Raw genomic sequence first — 24,060 nt, 5'->3', positions numbered from 1 at the left:
GGCGGGACAAGGCCCGGTTGGGCTGGGGAAAGAGATTTGGGGCAAAGGGATTCAGGGCATGACGGACAGGTTGGACGCGATGCGGGCGGTGGTGGGACCGGAGGATTATGGCGCCGCCACTGCGGCGGCGGAAACCCGGGCCCTGTTCGCCCGCCTGTGGCACTTCGTCGGCTTCGATGACGAACTGACGGCGCCCGATGGCTATCTGGTACGCACCATCGCCGGCGTGCCGGTGGTGGTGCAGCGTTTCGATGACGACATCCGTGCCTTCCGCGACGTCTGTTCCCACCGCCATGCCCGTCTGCATACAGCGGAGAGCGGCCACGGTCCCCTGCGCTGCCCCTATCATGGCTGGACCTACAGCCGGGAGGGCGTGCCGGTGGGCATACCGGGCAACGATCCCTGTTTTCAGCTGGACAAGGCGGACAAGGCCGCCCTGGCGCTGACCGGGTATGAGGTGGCGCGGCGCGGACGCTTCATCTTCGTCCGCCTCATTCCCGGCGGGCCCGACCTGGACATCTGGTTGGGTCCGCTGGGCGCCTGGCTGGACGCCGTGTCCGACGGCTTCGCCGCCCCCTTCGACCAGGCGCCGCTGGACTGGCGGGCGGATTGGAAGGTGGGCATGGAAAACGTGCTGGAGGTTTACCACGTCGACAGTGTGCATCCGGAAACCTTCCGCACGGTGACCGAGGGCGCCTGGATGTGCGCCGAGCACGGCCCCCACAGCACCGGCACCATCGGCCTGACCGCCGAAACCCGCCGCTGGTGGGAGGGGGTGGCCAAGCGGCTGAAGCTGACGCCGCTGACCGCCTTCACCGACTATGACCACGCCATCATCTTCCCCAACCTGGCCATCGGCCTGACCGCCGGCCTGATGGCCAGCGTACAGACGTACGAGCCGGTGTATGCGCCGGACGGCGCGGTACGGCCCGGCCGCTGCCACCTGCGCTATCGCCTGTCGCTAGCCCGGCAGCAGCCGGGGGCCAGCGCCGCCGCGCGGCAGGGCGTGGAGGGCCATCTCGCCGATTTCAACCGCCGGCTGCTGGCGGAAGACCAGTCGGTGGCGGAGGCGGCCTGGGCCGGTGGCCAGCAGGCCGACCGCCCCGCCCTGCTGGGCCACAACGAGGGACGCATCCGCGCCTTCCACGCGGCCTGGCTGAAGGAGATGGGCCGCTAACGCCCCTGCGCCGCGATCCAGGCATTCACCTGGTCCTCCAGCAGATCCAGCGGCAGGGAGCCTGAAAGCAGCACGGCGTCGTGGAAGGCCCGCTCGTTGAAGCGGTCACCCAACCTGTCCTGGGCTCGCTGGCGCAGTTCCAGCAGCTTCAGCTCGCCGATCTTGTAGGCCAGCGCCTGCCCCGGCCAACCGATGTAGCGCCGCAGCTCCGTCTCTATGTTGTGCGGGGCAAGGGCGGTGTTGTCGATGAAGCAGGCGCGGGCCTGGTCCAGGGTCCAGTGCTTCCAGTGGATGCCGGTATCGGCCACCAGGCGGCAGGCCCGCCACATGTCGAAGGACAGGCGCCCAAACCGCTCATAATCATCGCGGTAGATACCCATTTCCTCCCCTAACTGCTCGGAGTAGAGGCCCCACCCCTCGCCGTAGGCGTTGATATAGGCGTGGCGGCGGAAGGGCGGTAAATCCTCCAGTTCCGCCGCCAACGCGGTTTGCAAATGATGGCCCGGCACGGCCTCATGCAGGGCCAGGGCCGGCAATTCATAAAGGGGCCGTTGGTCCAGCTTGCCGGTATTGACCATGAAGCCGCCGGCGATGCCCTTGGCGGCATCACCGGGGAAATAGCGGCCCGTGGTGTACGTGTCCTCGATATCGCGCGGCACCTCGCGTACGCCGTAGGTCAGGCGCGGCAGCCGACCGAAGTGGCCAGGCAACTGGTCGTCGATACGCTTCGCGATCTCCGACGCCTTCTCCAGCAACGCCTGGCGCGTGGTGACATAGAAGCGCGGATCGGTGCGCAGGAAGGCGAGGAATTCCGCGAAACCGCCGGTGAAGCCGGTGCGGCGGATCAATGCCTCCATCTCCTCCCGGATGCGCGCCACCTCCTTGAGGCCGATCTCGTGCACGGCGTCCGGCGTCAGCCTGGTGGTGGTGTGGTGGTGGACCGCCCAGGTGTAGTAGGCCTCACCATCGGGCAGGTCGCGCGCCGCTAGGCTTTCAGGGGCCGCCGGGCGATATTCCCGTTCCAGGAAGGTGACAAAGGCGCGCTGGGCGGGACGCACAATGTCGGCCAGCACCTGGCGCGCCCGCGCGCGCCATTCCGCCGTCGCGGCGGGGTCCCCCGACCCGGCGAAGGGTGACAGCAGGCCATCCTGGTCCACGGGGATGTCCACCTGCTTGCGGGCGATATCCAGCACCGCGTCCACGATCAACCTCGGCTGGACGAACCCCGTGGCGATGCCACGCCGGGCGTTGGCGATGTTGGCGGCGTAATAGTCCGGCGCAGCCTCCAGGCAGGCCAGCCAGGCCTCCGCCTCCGCTTTCGTGCGCACATGGGTGCGGCTGGCGGCGTAGGTCAGGGTGGCGTAGAAGCCGCTGTCGCTGTTGAAGGGCATGCGATCCTGGTCAAAGGCCATGCCGGCCAGCCGATCCTCCGCATCCCAGCGCATGAAGCGGTAGGTCAGGCGATCGGCCGGTGTCAGGCCAGCGGGATCGACCGCACCGAGGCGTTGGACGAAGGCCGCCAGGCGCGTCCGCCGCTCGGCCGCTGCTTTGGGGCTGACGTCCGGCAGGCAGCGCCCCTCTTCCTTCCCGCCCTGAAGCAGGGCGTCGTAGTCGGCGACCAGGGGGGCCAGGGACAACGGGCCGGCTTCAGCCGCCAGCGGCGCCAGCAACGCCATCAAAATCAGGGAGAAAACCGCCGCTTTGCCCATTGTCGCCTTCCTTTTGCTCACTGGCAGGAAAGGCGAAGGAACCGCGACGGGCAAGCCTGATGATGGGTATGGGCGAGTTTATTCGCCGGCCGGCGATCTATATGGCTACGGGCGCCTGCGCGCCGGCCAGCTGGGCGTAGAGCGCACCCACCTTGGCCATCTGCACTTCCGGCCGAAAGCGGGTGAGATCCACGGGCTTGGCGGGCGTCCGGCCGTCCAGCGCGGCCAGCAAGGTCTCGGCCATGGCGGCTGCATCCTCGGGCGGGCAGAGGAAGGGATAGTCGAAGCCCAGGATTTCCAGCGGCCCGCCGGTGCGGGTGGCCACCAGGGTCACGCCAGCGTCGGCGTATTCCAGCAGGGTCAGGCCGAAAGGTTCATGGCGGGAGGCGACGACGCCCAGGTCGAGGGCGGAGAGGTAACGGCGCACGTCGGGGCGGAAGCCCGCGAACACCACCCGATCGCCCAAGGCCAGCTGTGCCGCCTGCTCGCGCAGGGCGGCCATCTCCGCCCCCTGACCGAACAGCACCAAGCGGGCATCCGGTTGGTGGGCGAGCAAGCGGGCGTAGGCATCCATCAGCACATCGAAGCCCTTGCCCAGTTCCAGCCGGCCCATGCCGCCGATGACGGGCGCGCCCTGCGGCAAGCCCAGAGCCAGGCGGGCCTCCGCCCGGGTCAGCGCGCCCCTCTGCGGCAATACCCAGTTGTGCACGGTCACGGAGCGATCGCGGGCCGCCGCCGGCATCATGCGGGCCTGATAGTCGGCGATGCGGATGATGCCGTCGAAGCGGTCATGCAGGCCGGCGCGAAAGCCGTTGTGCAGGGTGACGACGCGGGGGCAGCCCGGCCGGCAGCGCAGCACCCGGCGGGCGGCGGTGTTGAGATGGGCGTGGACGATGTCGGGGCAAAGGGCCAACAGCTTCCAGAACAGCGCGGCGGTGCGCATGCGCGCCGGCAGCCATACCACCGATACCCGCGGATCCAGTGATTCGGCAAGGTGCCGGGCGCCGGCGCCCCCGTCCTCCCCCGGGCCCAGGATGACCATCACCTGGTGATCGTCGGCCTGGAATTCCGCCAGTTCCATCACATGCTTTTCGGCACCCCCGAAGCCATGGGGGATGATCACGTGGGCGATGCTGGTCACGGCCCCCGTCGAGGACGGGATCAGGCGCCGGGCGGCGCCCCGGGCGGCCGGGTTATCTGACAGGGCGATGGAGGACATGCCGGCGCACTGCTCCCCTACGGATTGGAAAGTCCTGCGATCGGCGGGGTGGGCGATGCGAAGCGGTGCCGCCGGACTGCCGCCGGCCATCACTACCACTGCCTGGTTGTTGCTTCGGCGCGCCCCACCCGTCGCCCACAGAATGGCAACTGTTCCGTTATACGCCGGGGAAGGTGCTAACCTGTCGCAGGGCTGTAACATAGAGGGCCATAAGGGGTATCCGACCAGGACACCCCCGCCGCGCCGTCACTTACACGGACAATCAGTTGTCCGCGACCACATGCCAAGCACCGTCCGGCTGCTGGCAGGCGGTGCCATAGGCCTGTTGCGTCTGGCCGCCTATGGTCACGTTCTGCTGAAACTCCCGGCAATATTGGCCATCGGTCGTGTGGCCGTCACGCAGGGTCGTGACGCTGCCGCTGGCCGGGCCGTCGTTCCAGACGACGGGCTGGCCCACCGGCGCCATGGTGGCCCGGATCTGGGCATCCTCAAGCGCGCGTTGCTGCTGCTCCGCCAGGTTGTCCAGCAGCGTCAGCGTGATGGCCGTCAGGCCCAGCCAGCGATAGGCTTCCTCGTCCCGGTAATAATGGCCATAGCCGGTGTAATAGACGCCGTAAGGGCGCAGCACGACCACGTCGCGATACACATGGCGGCGGTACTCGGGAACGATGACCGGTCCGCGGCCATAGATGAAGACGTCATGGTCGCGAAAATGGCCCCAGTGCGGCGCCCAGGGGCCACCCCGGTAGTCATCCCCGCGATGGTCGTCCCCCCTGTGGTCGTCCCAACGACGTTCCTCCCCCCGATGATGATCATCCCAGCGATCCTGGGCCAAGGCCGGCAGGGCGGCGGCGGTGACGGCCACGGTGACCGCCAAGGCAAGGGAATTGATGGCACGGAACGTCAGGCGTCGCATACGGGAATTCCTGTTCATCGAAAACAGCATGGCCCCTGCGGGGGCCGTCACAGCCAAGCGGCCGGGCAGGTTGATAGAACACTGCCATTGCGTCCGATTTATGGCCGGTCCCAAGCCGGATCAAGCGGCAAGCCGTTGTGTCGGGGTGAGATAAAGCGTCGCGCGCGGCGCCCTTTTGACCGTCCCCAATAGTGTTCCAATTATGGAACGCGGAGTGCCGACAAGCCCAACTACCGCCAAAATCGTTCCAGAAATATAGTTCAGACACCAAACACGTTAGACCCCGGCCCCGAGCCCCGCAGCACCGCCGCTAGGACCCGACGCCAGGAAAGGAGACGACGATGACCACGCTTTGCCTCGCTTGCGCCGCCCGTTCGGCTCCGGCCCTGTTCAGCCGCGCACCGGCCCGCGCCGCCGTGATGGACACCCTCGGCCGCCGCGCCCGCACCCTGCTGCCCGCCCTCCTGGCCCTGACCGGCCTGTCCTTCGACCAGATGGTCGTGCTGCGCGCCGGGCTGGACATGGTGCTGCAGAGCACCCGCAACGGCCGTTTCCACTGATCCCCCCGCGACCGGAATTTCCTTCCGAGTCGCGGGTACGGTGCCGCACCGATATCGCGGCCTGATTCGTTTATCCAATATACATCGCCAACCCTAGGCGATCCGTGGCTTTCAGCCCGCTCCCCTTCCCCCAATTTTGCCTAAAGAATCCGCTGTCTGCCGCCCGGTTGAGCGCTAGCCGGAAGGATAGGCCGTGACTTGACCATATGGTCAGTTTTTTCTTTGTCCGTCCCCCGGATTGTCACACAGTGATCATCAAGATTTCCTATGACTGCACGGACGTCCAACCGGCCTGATGGGGGCTTTGGGGGACGGCGTTCGCGGTCAGGGGACGGGACGGGGCTGAACCCCGCCCGGTGACATGGGGGAATGACGCGCCCAGGCCTCTCCAACCGCATCGGGAAGGGACGGAGCCATGGTCGCCGTGACGAGACTGCCTACAATAATGCGGAACACCGACCTAGCCCAGGCGGGCAAACGGCGGTTGGGCTTGGCGGCGCGGCTGGGCCTGGCCTTTGGCGCCATCATCCTGGCCATGCTGGTCATCACCGGCCAAAGCTGGCTGACCTATGCCCGCGTGGACAGCACGCTGAATGGCATCGTCGGCGAGACACTGCCCCGGCTGGACACGCTGGACGCCCTGTCCCGCGCGGCCGAGGGACTGGCCGGTACCTCCATGGACGCCTCCATCGCCACCACGCATGAAGAGGCGCAAGCCACCCGCAAGGCCCTGACCGTGGCCGAGAAGGCCTTCAACGACGCCCTGCGTCAGGCCAACGCCCAGTTGGGCCAGACGCCGCAGCTGGATGAGCTGCGGGTACTGGGCGGCCGCTTCTCCGCCCTGCTGCAGGTGCTGAACGGGGCGGAGGATGCCCGCTGGCGCCTGCGCCAGGCCGTGGCCACCGCTGAGAAGGCGGCAGCCGAGGCCGATGCCAGGGCGCAGGCCGCCCTGATGACGGCGCTGGGTCGCAGCCCCAGCCCGACGGTCCTGTCCGCTTTGGCTGAGATACGGGCCTTCAACGCGCTGCTCGCGACGCCGGCCACGACGGGGGAGGACCCGGCGGCGGCCAAGGCGGCCCTATCCGCCGCCCTGCAGCATCTGCGCGGGACGCAAGTGGCCCTGCCCGCCGACACCCGCGCCATTGTCGCCGCCAGCCTGGACGTGATGTCCCGCGTGGCCTTGGGCGAGGCGGTTCCCGCCACGCCCGGCTTCGGCGACGTCACCACCGGTGGGTTGGCCGTGATGAAAAGCCGGCTGGCCGACGCGCAGGACCAGAGCACCGGCCTGCTGCACCAGAGTGCCGCCATCGCCGCGCGCGTGCAGAAGCTGGGCGCGGAACTGGGCGCCCAAACCCAGGCGGAGGTGCGCACCAAGGCCAAGGCGCTGGAGGACGTGGTGTCCTTCGCCCGCGGCCTGCTGATCGCGTCCGGCCTGGCGGGTGTCGCCATCGCCGTCGGCGTGGCGGTGTTCTATGTCGGCCGCAGCATCGCGGGCCGCGTCGCCAACCTGTCGCGCAGCATGCTGGCGCTCGCCGGCGGCGACCTGGATGTGGAGATCGATACACGCGGCAGCGATGAGATCGCCGAGATGGCGCGCACCGTCACCGTCTTCCGCGCCAACGCCGTGCAAGTGCGCGAGCATGAAGTGCAGCTGGCAACCGAACGGCGTGAGTCGGCGGAGAAGCGGCAGGCGGCCATGTCGGCCATGGCCGACAGCTTCGAACAGTCCGTGGGCGGCATCATCGCCGCCCTGGTGGACGCGGCGGCGCAGATGACCGCCCTGTCGCAGAGCATGGGCCAATCGGCCGACGCCACCGCCGAGCAGGCCAACACCGTGGCGATGTCCAGCGAAGCGGCCTCGCGCAACACCCAGACCGTGGCCGGTGCCACCGAACAGCTGTCCCTGTCGGTTCAGGAGATCAGCGGCCAGCTGCAGCAGGCCATCAGCATTTCGCAACGCGCCAATGAGGAAGCCGATGGCGCCGCTGACATGGTGGAGCGTCTGACGGGTGCGGCCGAGCGCATCGGCAGCGTCACCCGGCTGATCGATGATATTGCCGGCCAGACCAATCTGTTGGCGCTGAATGCCACCATTGAGGCGGCGCGAGCCGCCGCCGCCGGCAAGGGCTTCGCCGTGGTGGCGTCGGAGGTGAAAAGCCTGGCGGGCCAGACCTCAAAAGCCACGGGCGACATCGCCGGCGAAGTCGCCGCCGTGCGCAGCGCGGTGGGCGCCGTGGTGGATTCCATCCGCCAGATCGGCGGCACCATCGTGCAACTGAGCCAGGTGTCCAGCACCATCGCCGCGGCGGTGGAGGAGCAAAACGCCGCCACGGCCGAGATCAGCCGGTCGATCAGCGAAGCGGCGCTGGGCGTGGAAGAGGTCAACAGCACCATAGGCCGCGTGCATACCGCCGCCCTATCGACCGGCGAGTCGGCCGGCCAGGTGCGCACCAGCGCCCAAGGACTGGCCGACCAGGCCGCCCGGCTGGACGAGGCGGTGCGCCGTTTCCTGGGCCAGGTCCGTGCCACCGAAGCCGCCGCTTGAGGAGAGACAGCATGATCCGGATCGCCCTCGCGGCCACACTGTTCGCCTGCACTGCCAGCATCGCCAGCGCTGCGACCTTCAAGCCCTGCGTCGTTTATACCGAGGCTGGGAAGTTCGATAAAAGCTTCAACGAGATGGCTTATGACGGCAGCCAGACCTTCGCGCAGAAGGCGGGCGTCGCCGTGGCCGAGTTCGAACCGTCGGGCGAGGACGCCTACCCCGGCGCCTTGCAATCCGCCGTTACCGCCGGCTGCACCGACGTGGCGCTGATCGGCTTCCGGTTTCAGACCGCGCTGGCCGCCTTCGCGCCCCACCATACGGACGTACGCTTCACCCTGTTCGACGGCGTGGTGCCGGGCGCCAATGTCGCTTCCGTCCTATTCGCGGAGAACGAGGGTTCCTACCTCGTCGGCGTGGCGGCGGCCCTGGCCAGCAAGAGCGGCACGGTCGGCTTCATCGGCGGCATGCCGGCGACGGTGATCGAACGGTTCGAAAAAGGCTATGCGCAGGGCGTCAAGGATACCCGGCCGGATGCCACGGTGATCACCGGCCTGGTGGCGGGCGATCCCAAGGGCTTTTCCGACCCCTTCGCCGCCTCGGAAATCGCGCGTGACATGCTGCGTCACGGCGCGGACGTGCTGTTCCCGGCCGCCGGCGTATCCGGCCTGGGCGCGCTGGACATCGGCCACGCCAAGGGCGCCTTGGGCGTGGGCGTGGACAGCAACCAGAACTACCTCTATCCCGGCCACATGCTGACCTCGATGGTCAAGCGCCTGGACGTGGCCATCGCCCGCGCCTTCGAGGCCGGCCGCAGCCAGACCTTCACCTCCGGCATCACGCGCCTGGGCCTGAAAGAGGGCGGCGTGGATGTGGTGGTGGACGCGGACAACCGTGCCGTCTGGACCCCCGCCATCGTCGAGGCTGTGGCCCGCGCCCGCCAAGCCATCGTCAGCGGCCAAGTGAAGGTCGCGAGCCCTAGTTAGTATGACCTGCGGGGTTAGTATGCCCTGCGGGCGCGGGCATCCACCCGCTTGCCATCCTCGTTTTGCGGTCCGCTACGCTCCCCACAAAACTCCGGCGAACGCAGTCGCGTTCTACAGCGGTATGATACCGCTGCATTATATATAGAGAGTACCCAGGCCGGCGAGCGCCCACCCCGCAGCAAGGATCGGCCAAACCGCGGACGCCTGAGCATCAAACAGCATCATGGAAGATGATACCCAGCGTGTGGCGCTGGCCGGTACGCAGGCGGCTGACACCGTGGCGCAGGTTGACCCGGTAGGTGCCCCGCGTCCCTGACACCGGCCGGTGGTGGACGGCGAAGATGACGCCGTCACCCTGGCGCAGGGGCACCACCTCGGCCCGCGACTGCATGCGCGGCCGCTGCTCGGTGATCACAAACTCCCCGCCCGTGAAATCCCGCCCCGGTTCCGACAGCAGGACGGCCACCTGCAGGGGGAACACCCGTTCGCCGTACAGATCCTGGTGCAGGCAGTTATAGTCGCCAGGACCATACTGCAGCAGCAGGGGTGTGGGCCGCACCTGCCCCGCGTGACGGCACAGCGCCAGGAAGTCTGCGTGGCCGTCCGGATAGCGCACCTCCTCCCCCAGACGCTGGTTCCACCGGTTGGCCAACGGCGCCAGTCGGGGATAGAGACCGGTGCGCAATGCCTGTACCGGGGCCGGCAGGAGGTAGGCCCAGTACTTGTACTCCCCCATACCGAAGCCGTGTCGGCCCATGACCACCCGGCTGCGGAAGCCGTGGTCTCGCGCGTACAGGGATGACAGTCCCCCGCATGTCTCGGGAGTCAGCAGGCCGGGAAGTACGGCGCAACCGTATGCATCCAATTCGGTGGAAATCGCCGACCAGTCATAGCCGTCGATGCTGGCAATGCCATCGCAGCCGGCGTTGCGGGAGCCCATGTCCCCCATCACACCCGCTCCCGCGCCAGCAAGGTCCGCTTGCGATCCACGCCCCAGCGATAGCCGGACAGCGCGCCGTCAGTCCGCACCACGCGGTGGCACGGAATGGCAACGGCGATGGCGTTGTTGGCGCAGGCTTGGGCGACGGCCCGCACCGCCTTGGGCGCGCCGATGCTGGCCGCCACCTGGGCGTAGCTCGCCGTTTCCCCTACGGGAATGGCGCGCAGCGCCTGCCACACCCGCTGCTGGAAGGCCGTACCGCGCACATCCAGCGGCAGGTCCAGGCCCAGTCGCGGCGCCTCGACGAAGCCCACCACCCGGGCGACCAGGGCGTCGAATTCCGGATCATCGCCCGTCAGCCGCGCCTTGGGGAAGCGGTCCTGCAGGTCCCGCACCAGCATGTCCGGATCATCGCCCAAGGTGATGGCACAGATGCCGCGTTCGCTGCGCGCCACCAGGATGGCGCCCAAACTGCACTGGGCGACGGCGAAACGGATGTCGGCATTGGCGCCACCGGCACGGTAATCGCCTGGCCGCATACCCAGCATGCCGTCCGCCGCCTCATAGAACCGGCTGCTGGCATTGAAGCCCGCATCATAAAGGGCCGTGGTGACTGTGGCGCCGGGTCGGCTCAACTCATCCCGCACCCGGCGGGCACGGTGGGCCGTGGCGTAGGCCTTGGGCGTCAGGCCGGTGACGGCCTTGAACACGCGATGGAAATGGTAGGGGCTGAGGCCGGCCTGGTCAGCGAGTTGCTCCAAGACCGGCGCCTCCTCCGCGGTCTCGATGGTGCGGCAGGCCTCCGCCACCAGTCGGGCCTGGCGCTGGGCAATGCCCTGCTGGTCCGGCTTGCAGCGCTTACAGGCGCGGAAGCCTGCCCGCTCCGCCGCGGCACAGCTGTCATGGAAGGCGACGTTCCGCGGCTTGGCCAGGCGGGAGGGGCACGAGGGCCGGCAATAGACGCCGGTGGTCTTCACCGAATAGACGAAGCGGCCATCCTGGCTGGCGTCCCGGTTCAGCAACGCCTGCCAACGCGGATCGGCGTCAGCCTCAAGAGGGGCGCTGGTCGGGCCGGACGTCATCGGGACCTGAAGTGCGGGGATAGGGAGTGCGGTGACAGGGGGCATGGTCGTCATCCTGATATGGTGTCGTTCCTGCCCTGATGTAGCCCCGGTCCCCGGCCCCCGACATCCCGGGTCTTGCGGTCAAATCCCCAGCCCCGAACCGCACATCGCTCGACATTCCCATAGGTGATTTGACTTGACCCCCCTGGGGGGATAGGAGTCAAGGGATGACGCACGCAACCACCCCCGACATCCTGAACCGCCTGAAGCGGGCGCAAGGCCATTTCGCCAAGATCGTGCAGATGGTGGAAGAGGGGCGCGACGCCCTGACCATCGCCCAGCAGCTGCAGGCCGTGGTCAAGGCGGTGGACAAGGCCAAGATTGCCCTGGTGCTGCACCATATCGAGCATCACCTGGAGGAGGCCACCGGCCCCTTGCCCATTGAGACCCGGGCACGGCTGTCGGAAATGGCCGAGATCATTAAATACCTCTGATGCTGGCCCGCCGGGGACGGCTTCCACCAGAGGAAAGCTAAATCCTTAATAGCTTGCTTTCCACCCCGTACGTGTCCAATGTTTCTGCGGATGCCGTGCGAGGGAATAGGATGAGCGAAGACTGGTGGGATGTACCCGGGAACCCTTATGCCCCGGCCCAAACCCGAAGCCCGGCCAGTCCCGAGCCGCCTTCCCTCTCCGCCCCCATACCCCAGGAGGGCAGCGCCCCTGACCAGCCCTACACCGCAGCGGAACTGTTGGCACTGGAGGCAGCCACCGCCGCCCTGGTGCGGCTGGATTGCGGGCTGGCCGCCAGCAGCCGCGCCGTCGCCGCAGGCTGGACCAATCGCATGGCCATTGAAGAGGCGGCAGCTTCCGCCCGCCTGAACGGCGTCCTGATCGACACGGCCGACCTGCGCCTGCTGGCCTGGGACAGCCTCGACCGCGCGCCCGATCCTGACTTGGCCCAGGCCCTGCCCCTTTATGATCTGGTGCGCCGCATTGCGGCCCGCCATCCCCGGCATCTTTATACCCCCCGTCGGCTGGCGGCGCTGGACCGGACGCGCCTGACCCGGAGCACCGGCTTTTCCCTATGGAATGGGGCAGCCGACGATGTGGAGGCAGAGGAGCGTTGGGCCGTGTTACAGGCCGCCTTGGCCCCCGATGACCTGACGCGCCTCCGGGCCGCCCCCGCGCTGACCGGTGCGGCAGGCTTCCTGGCTCACTGGCATCAGGTGCGCGCCGACCGCAGTGCCGGCGCCGCCCTCGGCCGGCTGCTGGCAGCGTGGTGGCCTGCCCGCCAGGGCCTAGTGACGGCCCGCCGCCCTAGCCTGGATGGACCAACCTTCGAGGGTTCAGATACCTTCGTCAGTCCGACCCATCCTGCCTTCGCCGGCGGTCCGGTGCTGATGCCTTCCATTGGCTTCCTGGGTCACGCCCTGGAGTACCGGCCGGATCGGCAGGAGGGTTGGCTGCTGGCCTTCCTCAACGCCGCCATTCGCAGCCTGACCCGGGGTGAGGTGCTGCTGCGCCGTCTGCGCGTGGCCGAGGTTAGGCTGGCGGAGGCCTTGCGGCCCAGGCGTTCCACCTCGCGGGGGCCACAGGTGGCGGCCTTTCTCCTGGCCCAGCCGGTGGTCACCTCCGGTCGGTTGGCCCATGCCCTGGACATGAGCGGGACGGCCGCCCGCACCCTGCTGGATGGGCTGCACCGTGATCGGCTGGTCCTGGAGATTTCCGGCCGGGACGCCTACCGCGCCTATATGGTGGAATGACACCCAACCGCTCTGGCCCGCCCTCCAGCGCCGGTTTTTCTGAAAAAACTTCGGTAACCGTTCCCTTGAAGAGGCGCCCCGTTTGCCGGCCTAGCGTAAAGAAAAAGCCCCGTCGCGGGGACGGGGCCGTTTCTAAGTTTTTTCAGAAAAACCGCAGGGATGAACCGTGGCCTAACAAATAGGGCGAACCTTAATCCGGCACATCCAGGCCGCAGCGGCGCAGTGCCTCCGGCAACTGGGCGAACAGCGCATCCAAGGCCTGTGGTGGCAACCCCGCTGCCAGGCGCAGGATGGGCCGCCCCTCATGCAACGACAGGCGCACCAGCACCTGACCGGTACGGGACCGTATGACCCGCTCCCCGGCCAGTTCCGGTTCCACGACCCCTTCCCCCTGGGCCGCCGCCATCAGCGCGCGCAGACGGGCAGCGAAGCTCAAATTGTCATCCGCTCCCTTCCCGCTCAACTCGGCAGCGGTTGCCTCCACGCGGGCAGCCGCCTCTTCGCTTTCCGCCATCAGACGAGCCAGCTTGGCCCCATCGCTGATCTTCAAGGGTCGCGGGTCATCCAGGGCGGCAACCACCGTGGCCGGCAGTTCGGCAAACTTCAGCAAGTTGGACAGGTGCCCTTTGCTGAAGTCCAACCGCTCCATCAACTCGGCCCGGCTCATCAGCCCAGTATCCAGCACGGTCTTCAGCTGCACCGCCCGTTCGTAGGCGGAAATGTCGGCACGGGCCTCGTTCTCTTGCACCATCTTGATGAGCAGGTCGCGGTCGTCCGCCTGCATCACCCGAGCCACCACCTTGCGGCCCAATTGGCGGCAGGCGGCCGTGCGGCGGTGACCGGCGATCAGCTCATATCCGTCACCGTCCGCGGCCGGCCGCACCAGCACTGGGGCCAGTTGGCCGTGGCGCAGGATGTCCTGCACCAGGGTGGCGAAGGCGGCGTCGGCGAAGGCGGCGGTGTGCCGGTCCTGGTATTGGGTGCTGTGGATGTCGGCCGGATCCAGCTCCAGCAATACGCGGCCACTGTCGCGCAGCGTCTCCAGCTCCTTGGCACTGTCCTGGAACACGCTCTCGATCTGGTTGACGATCGGGATGGCGGATCGGGGAGGGACGGGCCGCGCCGCCCGCGTGGCCGTCAGGTCGCCGATGGCGTTGTCCAGCTCGGCCATTCTGTCCTTGCGGCTCATCGCGTCCCCTCCCGCGCCGGCGCGCGCTTCCAGATATCCCAGACCACGCGTTCGATCTCGGCATTCACGTTGTTTAGATATTCAAGGCCGCGTTCGTAGGTTCGGCGGTTCACGTCGCTGGCCTCCAGCTCGTAATAGCTCTGCTTTAGGTTACCGGCGCTGTCCAGGCCTGTGGTCAGCGCCATGCGGTTCTCCAGCAGCGTGTCGGCGAAGATGCTGCCCATCCACTTCACCAGCTGGCTCTGGTTGCCATCGGCCGTCTGGTATTTGGAAACCAGCAGGCGCACGGCGTCGAAGGTCTTCACCCGACCGCCTTCGGCTTGCGCCAGGGTGGACAGCGTTTCATAGACCATGCGGAAGAACCGGCCGGCGGAACTGAAGTCCAGCATGCTGGGCGGAATGGGGATCAGCAGGAAGTTCGCGGCCATGACGGCGTTGATCGACAGGTAGCTGAGTGACGGCGGGCAGTCGCAGACGATGATGTCGTAATCCTGATCGATGCTGGGCAGGGCGTCCTGTAGGATGCGCCAGAAACGCAGTTCCCGCTGGCGCATCTGCCGCACCGGCACCTCGAATTCGGTGGAGTACAGGCCAAGGTTGGCGGGGATGACGTCAAGACCGTCCCAATAGGTCTTCTGAATCAGCGGCCGCAGATCGTTGATCCGTTGGCTGTCGTCCAGGGTGAACAGGCGATACAGCGTGTCCAGCCGGTCGAACTGCTCATCCGGCACGAAGCCGAACAGCGACGTGGCACTAGCCTGGCTGTCGAGGTCGATCATCAGCACCCGATAGCCTTGTAGGGCCAGGTACTGCGCCAAGTGGACGGAGTGGGTGGTCTTGGCGGCACCGCCCTTGAAGTTGGCGACGGTGATAACCGACAGCTTTTCCCCCGCCTCACGATCGCGACCCACGCGGTAGCGCACGTCACCGGTCTGCTGGAACAGCTGGCGGCGAATCTGGTTCACCTCCGCCAGGGTGAAGCCGCGGCGGTTGTTGCCGCCGATGACGGTGCCCTGGGGGAACTGCTCGTTCTTCAGCAGCGCGCGCAGGTGGCTCTCTGAGATGCGGATGAGCCGGGCCGCTTCCGAGGTGGGAAATAGGCGCAGGCTCTTGGCGTGGCCGGGATAGGCCTGTACCTCGATGATTTTGCGCTGGATGGCGTCACAGCCTTCCGAGTGGTCCAGGAAAATTTGCAAGGGGTCGTCGCCGGCCGGCGTGGCGCTATCGGCGGGCGCGCTGACATCGGTGGTCATTGGTGTATCCGAGGGGCTGCCAGAGATGGGCGGATAATGCCCAACCGCGATCCGAACGCCAACCGCGATCTTCAGGCAAATATGCGGATAACTGACTCATCATCGATTTTTTGCCGATTAGGCGAAAAAATTCGCTGATGGGATTTCATCAACTGGCTGAGCCGCCGCCTTTGGTAACTGTAACCTTGAAAGCGGGGCGATCGGGACTGGGAACCGTGGCGATCTTCTATTGGACGCACCCCGATCTTCAAGGGAACGGATACCAATTCTGATGGGGGAGGCGTTCCTTCGGAAAGGGGCGCATTTCCTGGGTTTTTGCTGAAATACGTATGACGAGCGCGCATCGATCGGAGGATGGGCTTGAGGGTAAAGCCCGCTCTGGAACCTGCCAAGCCCGACCCCGTGGCCGTTGTCCCCGCCCTTGAAAGGCGGGCCTGTGGATACTTTTCTTAAAAGGATTCAGGGTTAAAGAGATAAGGGGTTTAACAGTTACAGCGCCAAAAACCGGCGCTTTTCCAATAGCTTAAAGGGGGTTTTGGTAACCGTTCCCGCGACTCCAGGTTTCCGAACCCTGGGGCTGCGGACTCCAAACCCTCGGGTCCTGGGTCACCGAACCCTTGGCCGTTGGTATCCGAACCCTGGAGTTGGGAAAAACGGTATCCGAACCCTTGAGGGAAAACAGGGCGAGTCGACCGGAGTCGGTTGCCATACCCTTGATCTTGGTTGCCGTTCCCTCAATCCCGGTTGCGGTTCCCTTGAGTTTGGGAGGTTCGGCGGTCCGGTTTCGGACTCTGATACCGCGATCCGACTCACCATGGGCCCGAGTCCGGCTGATTTCGCCCCGCCGTGATGAGTCGGCCAAGTCCTGCCCGAGTCGATTCAAGGGTTCGGTTACCCAAGCTCACGGGTTCGGATACCAGCGATCCCATCGACTCGACGTAGACACCAGATTTTGGGGGTGGCACCGCCAGAATCTCAAGGGATCGGCAACCAAGCGTGTTTTTGCCGTTGGCGGTGACGATTGGCCACGTTCATCATCCGGAGTCCGAACGCCCGATCCATGGTGGATGGGGCCTGCTGTGTGAAGGGTGGCGACAATGGCGGGGACGACGACAGGGACTGCGGACAGGATTTCCGCGCCGGCCATGGTGGAAGCCCCGATGGCCGGCAGCCAGCTGGCCCTGGCCCTGGACAGCCCCCTGATCGGCAAGGTGAAGAACGACCGCCTGGTCATGGTCTTCAACTTCTTCGCCCTCAGCAAGGAGACGGTGACGGAGCTGCCGGTCTACGACGACGGCACCGTCCGCATCGAGGTCACCGGCACCAAGCACGGCGTCGCCAACATCTGGGACAAGGAGGTGCTGATCTACCTTGTGTCCCTGATCCAGGACAAACTGAACCGGGGTGAGCCGGTCAGCCCGCGCCTCACCTTCACCGGCCATGATTTCTTCCGCGTGGTGGGCATCCACGCCACCAACACCGCCTATCAACGGCTGGAGGATGCGCTGAAGCGCCTGCAGTCCACCCAGGTGCTGACCAACCTGGAGACGGGTGGCGAGGGGGAGACGGGTGCCTTCTCCTGGGTGCTGGACTACCGCATCAACTACCGTCGCGACAAGGATGGCGGGAAGACCATGAAGTCGCTGACTGTGCAACTCTGCGACTGGCTGTACCGCGCGGTGGTCAAGGACCGCAAAATCCTCACCTACCATCCTGACTACTTCAAGCTGTCGCCCACGGAAAAGCGGTTGTATGAGATTGCGCGCGCCCATTGCGGCAACCAGGGCGCCTTCAAGATGAACATCGAGAAGCTGCGCCTGCGCGTCGGCGCCGAAAGCGACCTGAAGGTGTTCAAGGCCCGCTTGGTGGCCCTGGCCAAGAAGCGTCAGGCCCTGCCGGAATATGGGCTGACGGTGGTGGACCCGCGCCGCTGGGGTCGCGACCGCAACGCGCCGCCGCCGCCGGGCCGCACGCCGCTGAAAAGCCACATGGTCTATTTCTTCCGCACCGACAGCCTGTCGGCCATGGCGCCCTTCGATCAGGCGCCGGAATTCCCCGACGCCCTGCCCGACATGATGATGGGCGATATGGCGGCCTGAGGCCGGCTCGTGGCGGTCGCCGGGTGCGACCGCCACCAATCTTGCAATCTCACGACGGACATGCTGCAAGTCGGCAAACCCGGCTGCGGGGCACGGGATCGACCTGTCGTGAGGAATTTACTGGTATGCGCGACTTCCTGAAAGGCGTGTCCTTGAGCGCCCCGGTGGCCACCGTTTTGGCGGCTGCCTTGGCCGGCCTGCTGCTGGCGCCCACCGGGGCCGGCGCCGATGAAGGCATGTGGACCTTCAACAATTTCCCCAGCGCCAAGGTGAAGCAGGCCTACGGCTTCAGCCCCGATCCGAAGTGGCTGGAGCGGGTGCAGCTGGCCTCCGTCCGCCTGGCGCGCGGCTGCTCCGGCGCCTTCGTCTCCGCCAGCGGCCTGGTGCAGACCAACCATCACTGCGCCCGCGCCTGCATCCAGCAGGTCTCCACCGCCGACCACAACCATATCAGGGACGGCTTTTACGCGGCCGAGCTGAAGGACGAGGCCAAGTGCCCCGATATGGAGGTCAACCAGCTGGTCCAGATCACCGATGTGACCCAGCGGATGAACGCCGCCACCGCCGGCAAGGAGGGCGATGCCTTCTCCGCCGCCTTGAAGGAGGTGCAGGCCGCCATCCAGACGGAATGCACCGGCGGCGCCGATGACACCCGCTGCGACGTGGTCGAGCTGTACCACGGCGGCGCCTACAACCTTTACAAGTACCATCGCTATCAGGATGTGCGCCTGGTGTTCGCGCCGGAAGAGGACATCGCCTTCTTTGGTGGCGATCCGGACAACTTCGAGTTTCCGCGCTATGACCTCGACGTCTCCTATGTCCGCGTCTACGACAAGGACGGCAAGCCGCTGAACACCAAGGCGACCTATTTCCCTTACGCTTCCCATGATGCGAACGAGGGCGACCTGGTCTTCACCTCCGGCAACCCCGGCCGGACGGAGCGTCTGGACACCGTGGCCGAGCTGGAATACGAACGCGACCATGCCCTGCCCGACCGCCTGCTGTACCTGTCGGAACTGCGCGGCATCCTGCTGCAGTTCACGGCGCAGGGCGAGGAGAACGCCCGCATCGCCCGCACCAAGCTGTTCACCCTGGAGAACAGCTACAAGGCGCTGTACGGCGGGCTGCAGACCCTGGTCGATCCGGCCCTGATCAATGCCAAGCGCAAGGATGAGGCGGCGCTGAAGGCGCTCATCGACGCCGACCCGGCGTTGAAGCAACAATACGGCGATCCCTGGGCGGCCATCGCCAAGTCGGTGGACCACTACGCCGTGGTCGCCACGCGCTATCAGGTGCTGGAAGGCAGTCGCAGTTTCACCCAGTCCGACATGTTCACCTATGCCCGCAACCTGGTGCGCGCCGCCAGCGAACGCCCCCTGCCGGATGGCAAGCGCCTGCGGGAATACACCGACGCCAACTTCCCCTTCATCCGCCAGCGCCTGCTGTCCAGCAGCCCGGTCTATCCGGAGCTGGAACGGGTGCTGATGCGCATGCAGCTGGTCTACATGCAGCGCCAGCTGGGCCCGGATGACCCCCTCGTGCGGAAGGTCTTCGGCAACCGTTCGGCCCAGCAGATCGCGGATGATCTGGTCAAGGGCTTCAGCCTGGGCGATCCCGGGGTGCGCAAGAGCTTGCTGGAAGGTGGCCAGGCGGCCCTCGACGCCTCCACCGATCCCATGATCACGTTCGCCAAACTGGTGGACGCCGACGCCCTGGCCGCCCGCCGGGATGTCGAAGCCAACGTGTCGGCCGTGCAGCAGAAGAACGCCGGCTACATCGCCCAGGCCATGTTCAAGGTGCACGGCACGTCCGTCTACCCGGACGCCACCTTCAGTCCCCGCGTCTCCTACGGGACGGTGAAGGGCTATGAGCAGAACGGCCAGCACGTGCCGCCCTTCACCACCATGGGCGGCACCTTCGACCGCGCCACCGGCGCCTTCCCCTTCGCCTTGCCCGAGAGTTGGCTGAAGGCCAAGGACGCCATCAATCCCGCGCAGAAGTTCGATGCCGTCAGCACCAACGACATCATCGGCGGCAACTCCGGTTCCCCCGTCATCAACAAGGACGCGGAAGTCGTGGGCCTGATCTTCGACGGCAACATCCAGTCGCTGGGTGGCGACTATGGCTATGATGGTTCGGTCAACCGCGCCGTCTGGGTCTCGGTCGGCGCCCTGAAGGAGGCGCTGGCCAAGGTCTATCACGCCAACCGCCTGTCCAAGGAGCTGGGCGCCCATTGAGGGCGAAGACCGGAGAGGCCCAGCTGATGCATTCCGCGGGCCTTATCCCATGCGCGGGCGTCGGAGTAGGTAAACCAAATGCCGCACCAGCCCGGCCGTCAGGTAAAGGCCACAATCCCGTATTATAGGGCAGGGATGGCCCCGAGCGCCCCGGGGCCCCTTTCCTGACGAGACCAAGGGCGGCTGGGGCGGAGCGCCGCATGGGCGGGTCCGCCATCTGAAAGAGGATGATCATGCAGCGCGTGTTCAAGGCTCCGTTCCTGGTGATGATGTCGCTGGTGGTGGCCTTGCTGGCGTTGGCCGGCGGCGGCGCCCCGGCGAGCGCCCGCACCTTCGTCAGCGTTGGTATCGGCGTCGGCCCTTATTATCCGGCGGGCTATTACGGCGCCTATTGGCATGACCCCTATTGGCGCTGGCGCGGCCCTTACTGGGCGCCCTATCCCGTGGCCTACGCACCCTATCCCTACTATGCGCCCCCCGTGTACGTGGCGCCGGCCCCGGCCGTGGTTCAGGCGCCGCCGCCCGTGGTGGCGCAGCCCGTTCAGGCCGTGGCGGCCAAGCCGGCCTATGATCAGGCCAACTGCCGCGAATATACCTCCACCATCACTGTGGCGGGACAGCCCAGCCAGCAGGTGGGTACCGCCTGCCAGCAGCCGGATGGGTCCTGGCGCATCGTCAACTGACACGCCGTCCCCGTTCAGTGGAATAGGCGTCACGCGAACCCCAGGGCCTTCCCTGGGGTTTTCGCGTTCCGGGCCGCGACATTTGCACTTCCGTTACAAAATCCCATCCCGCCCCCTCAGGCTTAGGGGTATGCTCATGAGAATGTACCGCCCGGCGGGGAGGCCGGGGTTAAGAGGTACGAACGGGCACACAAGGGACAGGGACCATGCGTACGGGGCTTTGGGTGGCTGTGGTAGGCGGCTGCTTGTCCGGGCTTTTCGCCTCCACGCCTTTCGGGGCCCGCGCGGATGAGGGATTGTGGACCTTCAACCACTTCCCCAGCGCCAAAGTCCAGGAGACCTACGGCTTCGAGCCTACCGCACAGTGGCTGGACCATCTCCGCTTGGCGTCCCTGCGGCTGCCCCGGGGCTGCTCGGCCGCCTTCGTCTCCCCCACCGGCCTGGTGCAGACCAACCACCACTGCACCCGCGATTGCCTGCAGCAATTGTCCTCGCCCACCAACAATCTGGTGCAGGACGGCTTTTATGCCGCCAAGCCGGAGGACGAGGTGAAATGTCCGGACGTGGAAGCCAACCAGCTGGTGGGCATCACCGACGTTACCCCCCAGGTCAGGGAGGCGGTGGCGGGCCGCGAGGGCCAGGATTATGGCCGCGCCCTGCGCGAGGTGCTGGCTAAGCTGCAGCGCGACCGCGCCGGCGGAGATGAGGCCATCCGCTGCGACGTGGTGGAGTTGTACCGGGGCAGCGTCTACGACGTGTACAAATACCGCCGCTACCAGGATGTGCGCCTGGTGTTCTCACCCGAGGAGGACATCGCGTTCTTTGGCGGCGATCCCGACAATTTCGAATTTCCCCGCTATGACCTGGATGTGGCCTTCCTGCGCGTTTATGACGAGCATGGCGCCCCCCTGAACACCCAGGCCAACTACTTCGCCTACGCGCCCCGGGACGCGCAGGAGGGCGACCTGGTCTTCACCTCGGGCAATCCCGGCACCACCGAACGCCTCGATACGGTGGCGGAACTGGAATACGACCGCGACGTCGTCCTGCCGGAATGCCTGGTCTATCTGGCGGAGCTGCGCGGCCTGCTGCTGCAATTCTCCGCCGAGGGGGCGGAACACGCGCGCGTGGCCTTCGCCAAGCTGTTCGCGGTGGAAAACGCCTACAAGGCCCGCCTGGGCCAATTCCGCGCCCTGGTCAATCCGGGCCTGATCGACAGCCGCCGGCGGGCGGAGAACGAGCTGCGGGCCAAGGTGGCCGCCGACCCGCAGTTCCAGCAGCGCTTCGGCGATCCCTGGGCCGCCATCGCCCAGGCCGTGAGCCATTACCGCGCCGTCGCCGACCGCATGGAGGTGGTGGAGGAGGGGCGTGGACCCCAATCCGACCTGTTCGCCTACGCCCGCCTGCTGGTGCGCGCGGCGGAACAGCGCCAGCTGCCCGACATCAGGCGCTTCCAGGAATTCACCGAGGCTGGCTTCCCCTTCACCCGCCAGCGCCTGCTGGCGAACGCGCCCATTTCCAACGACCTGGAAAAACTGTTGCTGCGCGCCTGGCTGGTGCAGCTGCGGCGGGTGCTGGGACCGGACGACCCCCTGGTGCGCGACGTGCTGGGCGCGCAGACGGCGGAAAAGATGGCCAGCGATTTGGTGGACGGCACCCGCCTGGCCGATCCCAACGAACGCAAGCGCCTGCTGATGGGCGGCATCGAGGCCATCAAGAACAGCCACGACCCCTTGATCCGCTTCGCGCAGGAGGTGGACAAGCAGGCGCTGGCCATCCGGCGCGACGTGGAGGTGAATGTGGAGGCCGTGGAACGGCGCAATGCGGGTGTCATCGCCCAGGTCGTCTTCGCCGCCAAGGGCACCGGCGCCTACCCGGACGCCACCTTCTCCCCCCGCGTGTCCTACGGCACGGTGAAGGGCTATGACGAGAATGGCCGCCACGTGCGCTACTACACCACCATGGGCGAGGCCTATGGCCGCGCCACCGGGGCGGAACCCTTGGCCCTGCCGCGATCATGGCTGCGCGCCCGCAGCGATGTGGACTTCAGCCGCAAGCTGAACATCGTCAGCACCAACGACATCGTGCGCGGCAATTCCGGGTCGCCGGTGGTCAACACCGACGGTCAGGTGGTGGGCATGATCTTCGACGGCAACAGCCAGTCGCTGGGCGGTGATTTCGGCTTCGATGACAACTCCAACCGCGCCGTCTGGGTGTCGGTCGGGGCGGTGAAGGAAGCGCTGACCAAGATCTATGGCACCACCCGTCTGAATCGTGAGTTGGGTATCTGATCTTTCTTCACGACCTGTGACGCAGGCCGCAGACAGGGGTGCCGGGTGGCGTCTCTGATGGGCGTGTCCTCGCATAAAGTGGCTTTAATCCTGGGGTTTGGACCAAGTGACGGGGTGTGTCTGCAAGCCCGCGCTTTTGGCGCTTGCCGCATCCCAGATCTGCGCCATCCTCATTAGGTGCGTTCCAGAGCCATAAGCAATAACTTGCTTGCAAGCAGTTTCCGCGCCGCTGGATTTCGCGGCACCTTCCACACATCCGCATTCCTTGACCCGGCCAGGCCGGGCCCAAGGCGTTCGCGCCCCTCCCGGGTGCCCAAGCCCGATCCGGCCTTCAACGATCAGGGATCAAAGGACCATCATGACCAGCGCGCCCACCGCCCTTCCGCCCAAGCGTTCCCCCCTGCCGCGCATCATCGGTTTCGGCGTGCTGGCCATCGTCGTGGTCGGTGGCGTCGTCCTCTGGCTCAGTGGCCGGGGCAAGGAATCCACCGACGACGCCTTCACCGAGGGCCGGGTGGTAACGGTGGCGCCCAAGGTTTCAGGCCTGGTGGTCGAGCTGGCGGTGCAGGATAACCAGAAGGTGAAGGCCGGCGACCTGCTGTTCCGCATCGATCCCCGCGATTATCAGAACACCCGCGATCGCGATGCCGCGCAGCTGCAACTGGCGCAGGCACAGCTGGCGCAGGCACAGACCAACCTGGAAATCGCCCAGGTCTCCTACCCGGCGCAACTGGACCAGGCCCGCGCCGCCCGCGCCCAGGCCGAGGCCACGCTGGTCCGGGCGAAGTCCGACCTGGCCCGCCAGACCGAGATCGACGTCCGCGCGACCACCAAGTCGCAGATCGACGCCGCCCAGGCGGCATACCGCACCGCCCAGGCCCAGCTGGCCGACGCCGACGCCAAGCTGCGCTCGGCGGAACAGGCGCCGCGCAACATCGAGGTCGCCGCCACCCAGGTGAAGCAGTGGGAGGCCCAGGTGGCCGCCGCCCAGGCCGAACTGGCCCAGGCGGAGCTGAACCTGTCCTACACCACCGTGGTGGCGCCGCAGGACGGCTGGGTGACCAAGCGCGCCGTGGAAAAGGGCAACTACCTGCAGGTGTCGCAATCGGCCATGACGCTGGTGACGCCGGAGGTGTGGGTGGTCGCCAACTTCAAGGAAAACCAGCTGAAGCACATGCGGGTGGGCCAGCCGGTCGATATCGAGATCGACGCCTTCCCCGACCTGAAGCTGACCGGCGCCGTCGACAGCTTCCAGATGGGCACCGGCTCGCGCTTCACCGCCTTCCCGGCGGAAAACGCCACCGGCAACTTCGTGAAGATCGTCCAGCGTCTGCCGGTCAAGATCAAGGTGACGGGCGGCCTGCCCGCCGATCATCCCCTGCCCCTGGGCCTGTCGGTCGAACCCACCGTCAACCTGAACTGAGGGGGCG

The 24,060-nt window shown here is 66.6% G+C and carries 18 protein-coding genes; 11 read left to right on the top strand and 7 right to left on the bottom strand.

Annotated elements, in window-relative coordinates; translation table 11 throughout:
* Nucleotides 1–58: 58 nt before the first annotated feature.
* The gene (locus FBZ88_RS16110; RefSeq protein WP_145618239.1) at nt 59–1,177 is read left to right on the top strand and encodes an aromatic ring-hydroxylating oxygenase subunit alpha; all 1,119 of its coding nucleotides are present in this window, start codon (nt 59–61) and stop codon (nt 1,175–1,177) included.
* Here FBZ88_RS16110 and FBZ88_RS16105 read toward each other — a convergent pair.
* From FBZ88_RS16105 to FBZ88_RS31350, 3 genes are all read right to left on the bottom strand, one after another.
* On the bottom strand, nt 1,174–2,886 hold the full coding sequence (locus FBZ88_RS16105; protein WP_145618238.1) for a DUF885 domain-containing protein: 1,713 nt from the start codon (nt 2,884–2,886) through the stop codon (nt 1,174–1,176). The genes FBZ88_RS16110 and FBZ88_RS16105 overlap by 4 nt on opposite strands.
* A gap of 97 nt (nt 2,887–2,983) precedes the next feature.
* Nucleotides 2,984–4,105: a glycosyltransferase gene (locus FBZ88_RS16100; protein ID WP_186464434.1), complete on the bottom strand. Its 1,122-nt coding sequence runs from the start codon at nt 4,103–4,105 to the stop codon at nt 2,984–2,986.
* A gap of 262 nt (nt 4,106–4,367) precedes the next feature.
* On the bottom strand, nt 4,368–5,021 hold the full coding sequence (locus FBZ88_RS31350; RefSeq protein ID WP_145618236.1) for an RT0821/Lpp0805 family surface protein: 654 nt from the start codon (nt 5,019–5,021) through the stop codon (nt 4,368–4,370).
* A 341-nt stretch (nt 5,022–5,362) separates the two neighbouring features.
* On the opposite strand from FBZ88_RS31350, the gene FBZ88_RS16090 reads away from it, so the two are divergent.
* From FBZ88_RS16090 to FBZ88_RS16080, 3 genes are all read left to right on the top strand, one after another.
* On the top strand, nt 5,363–5,581 hold the full coding sequence (locus FBZ88_RS16090) for a hypothetical protein (protein WP_040845900.1): 219 nt from the start codon (nt 5,363–5,365) through the stop codon (nt 5,579–5,581).
* A gap of 445 nt (nt 5,582–6,026) precedes the next feature.
* Nucleotides 6,027–8,126, top strand: coding sequence for a methyl-accepting chemotaxis protein (locus tag FBZ88_RS16085; protein WP_186464433.1), 2,100 nt, complete (start codon nt 6,027–6,029; stop codon nt 8,124–8,126).
* Nucleotides 8,127–8,137: 11 nt separating this feature from the next.
* Nucleotides 8,138–9,109 carry a BMP family lipoprotein gene (locus FBZ88_RS16080; RefSeq protein ID WP_145618234.1) on the top strand — a complete coding sequence of 324 codons (972 nt, stop codon included), beginning with the start codon at nt 8,138–8,140 and terminating at the stop codon, nt 9,107–9,109.
* 211 nt (nt 9,110–9,320) lie between these two features.
* Here the strand turns inward: FBZ88_RS16080 and FBZ88_RS16075 are convergent, their stop codons facing one another.
* The gene (locus FBZ88_RS16075) at nt 9,321–10,058 is read right to left on the bottom strand and encodes a 2OG-Fe(II) oxygenase (protein ID WP_145618233.1); all 738 of its coding nucleotides are present in this window, start codon (nt 10,056–10,058) and stop codon (nt 9,321–9,323) included.
* On the bottom strand, nt 10,058–11,131 hold the full coding sequence (gene ada / locus FBZ88_RS16070) for a bifunctional DNA-binding transcriptional regulator/O6-methylguanine-DNA methyltransferase Ada (RefSeq protein ID WP_145618232.1): 1,074 nt from the start codon (nt 11,129–11,131) through the stop codon (nt 10,058–10,060). Before ada ends, FBZ88_RS16075 begins: the two co-directional genes overlap by 1 nt.
* A 209-nt stretch (nt 11,132–11,340) precedes the next feature.
* Between ada and FBZ88_RS16065 the strand changes: the two genes are divergently transcribed.
* Nucleotides 11,341–11,607, top strand: a complete 267-nt coding sequence (locus FBZ88_RS16065) for a metal-sensing transcriptional repressor (protein ID WP_145608854.1) — start codon at nt 11,341–11,343, stop codon at nt 11,605–11,607.
* 110 nt (nt 11,608–11,717) lie between these two features.
* Nucleotides 11,718–12,878, top strand: coding sequence for a hypothetical protein (locus FBZ88_RS16060; protein WP_145618231.1), 1,161 nt, complete (start codon nt 11,718–11,720; stop codon nt 12,876–12,878).
* 190 nt (nt 12,879–13,068) lie between these two features.
* On the opposite strand, the gene FBZ88_RS16055 is transcribed toward FBZ88_RS16060, so the two are convergent.
* Together FBZ88_RS16055 and repA are read right to left on the bottom strand one after the other, a co-directional pair.
* Nucleotides 13,069–14,067 (bottom strand): ParB/RepB/Spo0J family partition protein, encoded by a 999-nt coding sequence (locus tag FBZ88_RS16055; RefSeq protein ID WP_145618230.1) that lies wholly within the window; start codon nt 14,065–14,067, stop codon nt 13,069–13,071.
* Nucleotides 14,064–15,320, bottom strand: a complete 1,257-nt coding sequence (gene repA, locus FBZ88_RS16050) for a plasmid partitioning protein RepA (RefSeq protein ID WP_145618229.1) — start codon at nt 15,318–15,320, stop codon at nt 14,064–14,066. Before repA ends, FBZ88_RS16055 begins: the two co-directional genes overlap by 4 nt.
* Nucleotides 15,321–16,465: 1,145 nt before the next feature.
* On the opposite strand from repA, the gene FBZ88_RS16045 reads away from it, so the two are divergent.
* From FBZ88_RS16045 to FBZ88_RS16025, 5 genes are all read left to right on the top strand, one after another.
* Nucleotides 16,466–17,419, top strand: coding sequence for a replication initiator protein A (locus FBZ88_RS16045; protein WP_246138691.1), 954 nt, complete (start codon nt 16,466–16,468; stop codon nt 17,417–17,419).
* Nucleotides 17,420–17,544: 125 nt separating this feature from the next.
* Nucleotides 17,545–19,656, top strand: coding sequence for a S46 family peptidase (locus tag FBZ88_RS16040; RefSeq protein WP_145618228.1), 2,112 nt, complete (start codon nt 17,545–17,547; stop codon nt 19,654–19,656).
* A gap of 233 nt (nt 19,657–19,889) precedes the next feature.
* The gene (locus tag FBZ88_RS16035; RefSeq protein ID WP_138918639.1) at nt 19,890–20,339 is read left to right on the top strand and encodes a hypothetical protein; all 450 of its coding nucleotides are present in this window, start codon (nt 19,890–19,892) and stop codon (nt 20,337–20,339) included.
* Between the two features lie 296 nt (nt 20,340–20,635).
* Nucleotides 20,636–22,630 (top strand): S46 family peptidase, encoded by a 1,995-nt coding sequence (locus FBZ88_RS16030; RefSeq protein ID WP_246138690.1) that lies wholly within the window; start codon nt 20,636–20,638, stop codon nt 22,628–22,630.
* Nucleotides 22,631–22,988: 358 nt separating this feature from the next.
* The gene (locus FBZ88_RS16025) at nt 22,989–24,053 is read left to right on the top strand and encodes an HlyD family secretion protein (RefSeq protein WP_145618226.1); all 1,065 of its coding nucleotides are present in this window, start codon (nt 22,989–22,991) and stop codon (nt 24,051–24,053) included.
* Nucleotides 24,054–24,060 lie beyond the last annotated feature (7 nt).

This window comes from Nitrospirillum bahiense (assembly GCF_007828025.1).
GTDB lineage: Bacteria > Pseudomonadota > Alphaproteobacteria > Azospirillales > Azospirillaceae > Nitrospirillum > Nitrospirillum amazonense.
Note: the sequence above shows the minus strand (reverse complement) of the source record. Positions and strands in the feature narration are given on the sequence as shown.

Excerpts from the sequence above, each read along its gene's own strand:
- FBZ88_RS16110 (WP_145618239.1), top strand. The coding sequence starts at position 59 with ATGACGGACAGGTTGGACGCGATGCGGGCGGTGGTGGGACCGGAGGAT.
- FBZ88_RS16105 (WP_145618238.1), bottom strand. The coding sequence starts at position 2,886 with ATGGGCAAAGCGGCGGTTTTCTCCCTGATTTTGATGGCGTTGCTGGCG.
- FBZ88_RS16100 (WP_186464434.1), bottom strand. The coding sequence starts at position 4,105 with ATGTCCTCCATCGCCCTGTCAGATAACCCGGCCGCCCGGGGCGCCGCC.
- FBZ88_RS31350 (WP_145618236.1), bottom strand. The coding sequence starts at position 5,021 with ATGCGACGCCTGACGTTCCGTGCCATCAATTCCCTTGCCTTGGCGGTC.
- FBZ88_RS16090 (WP_040845900.1), top strand. The coding sequence starts at position 5,363 with ATGACCACGCTTTGCCTCGCTTGCGCCGCCCGTTCGGCTCCGGCCCTG.
- FBZ88_RS16085 (WP_186464433.1), top strand. The coding sequence starts at position 6,027 with ATGCGGAACACCGACCTAGCCCAGGCGGGCAAACGGCGGTTGGGCTTG.
- FBZ88_RS16080 (WP_145618234.1), top strand. The coding sequence starts at position 8,138 with ATGATCCGGATCGCCCTCGCGGCCACACTGTTCGCCTGCACTGCCAGC.
- FBZ88_RS16075 (WP_145618233.1), bottom strand. The coding sequence starts at position 10,058 with ATGGGGGACATGGGCTCCCGCAACGCCGGCTGCGATGGCATTGCCAGC.
- ada (WP_145618232.1), bottom strand. The coding sequence starts at position 11,131 with ATGACGTCCGGCCCGACCAGCGCCCCTCTTGAGGCTGACGCCGATCCG.
- FBZ88_RS16065 (WP_145608854.1), top strand. The coding sequence starts at position 11,341 with ATGACGCACGCAACCACCCCCGACATCCTGAACCGCCTGAAGCGGGCG.
- FBZ88_RS16060 (WP_145618231.1), top strand. The coding sequence starts at position 11,718 with ATGAGCGAAGACTGGTGGGATGTACCCGGGAACCCTTATGCCCCGGCC.
- FBZ88_RS16055 (WP_145618230.1), bottom strand. The coding sequence starts at position 14,067 with ATGAGCCGCAAGGACAGAATGGCCGAGCTGGACAACGCCATCGGCGAC.
- repA (WP_145618229.1), bottom strand. The coding sequence starts at position 15,320 with ATGACCACCGATGTCAGCGCGCCCGCCGATAGCGCCACGCCGGCCGGC.
- FBZ88_RS16045 (WP_246138691.1), top strand. The coding sequence starts at position 16,466 with ATGGTGGAAGCCCCGATGGCCGGCAGCCAGCTGGCCCTGGCCCTGGAC.
- FBZ88_RS16040 (WP_145618228.1), top strand. The coding sequence starts at position 17,545 with ATGCGCGACTTCCTGAAAGGCGTGTCCTTGAGCGCCCCGGTGGCCACC.
- FBZ88_RS16035 (WP_138918639.1), top strand. The coding sequence starts at position 19,890 with ATGCAGCGCGTGTTCAAGGCTCCGTTCCTGGTGATGATGTCGCTGGTG.
- FBZ88_RS16025 (WP_145618226.1), top strand. The coding sequence starts at position 22,989 with ATGACCAGCGCGCCCACCGCCCTTCCGCCCAAGCGTTCCCCCCTGCCG.